Raw genomic sequence first — 1,075 nt, forward strand, 5'->3', positions numbered from 1 at the left:
GTCGAACCGCCGCCTCTTCTCGGGCATAACACATCATCCTCATAGTCCATGCCTCCACGATCTTGGGGGAACCTCAGGACAACAACTGCCGGCGGTGCTGGTTTTGAACCACAGCGCAATCGATGCCGCTTCGCGGTGGGGTCGACGATCAGGAAGTTCGGGGCGGTGAGTATCGAGCTGGTGCCGTTGAATCCGGCGGCGGTGTCGGGTGCGTGGGCGAAGGGACCGGGTTGGCCGAGGGTGACGTTGTTGTAGGTGGCGTCGCCGTCGGAGCCCAGTTCGCTGGCGCCGGGTATGACGTTGATCGCGTCGGTGCCGGATGCTTCGTCCAGTGGCCAGTAGTCATTCGGATGCGACGCCAGGACCGCGCCCCGATACCCCTTCGAGGAGCCGGCTGAGGTCGGGGCCGGTAACGTCCAGGTACCGCCGTTGATGTCGGTGACCTGGGTGGCGCGGTCGGCGACGTTGTCGTAGGTCACCGTGTTCCGGGAGTGTGTGGCGATCTGTTCGTCGAGATTGGGGCCTTCGTCGATCAGCTTCAGTAAACGGTGCAGCTCCGGCTCGGTCAGCAGGTAACTCGCCGCTGGGCGAGATCGTTGTACTCGGCCTCGACCGCGCGGCCGCGCAGCAGATCCGGATCAAGAAGCCGGGCAGCGACAAGATCGCGGCTCTGATCCCGCGGTATCTTCTTGCGTTGGAGTCGCAAACCCAAGCAGGATAAGGCCTTTGTCCTATCCAGGGCTGGATCTACCCACCCGACACGCTTGGTGAAGGCCTAGAAGTCCTCTCCGAGAGAGGGACCCGCATCTCGCTCGGCTGCGGCCGACCACGAAAACTCGCCGGGCATGACCCAGTTACTAGGCAATTCCTCTAATTCGACAGTCTCATCTTTATCTACAAGAAACGAGTACAAGGGAACGTCCGGATACTGCCTATTTAACCTTAGGTGCACAATTATACCACACAAATCCGCCATGAACCACAGATGATTCAACGGATCAATGAGGTGATCTCACCAACGATTGGTGTCTGGGTTCGGACGACACGGGCAAAGCAATCCATATAGGACAGTGCC

The 1,075-nt window shown here is 59.9% G+C and carries 1 protein-coding gene; it reads right to left on the minus strand.

Annotated elements, in window-relative coordinates:
- Positions 1–479 (minus strand): hypothetical protein (locus FG385_RS33725; RefSeq protein ID WP_139100873.1); only part of this gene is annotated, 479 nt, incomplete at its 3' end.
- Positions 480–1,075 lie beyond the last annotated feature (596 nt).

This window comes from Amycolatopsis alkalitolerans (assembly GCF_006152065.1).
In the GTDB taxonomy this organism is placed as follows: Bacteria; Actinomycetota; Actinomycetes; order Mycobacteriales; family Pseudonocardiaceae; genus Amycolatopsis_E; species Amycolatopsis_E alkalitolerans.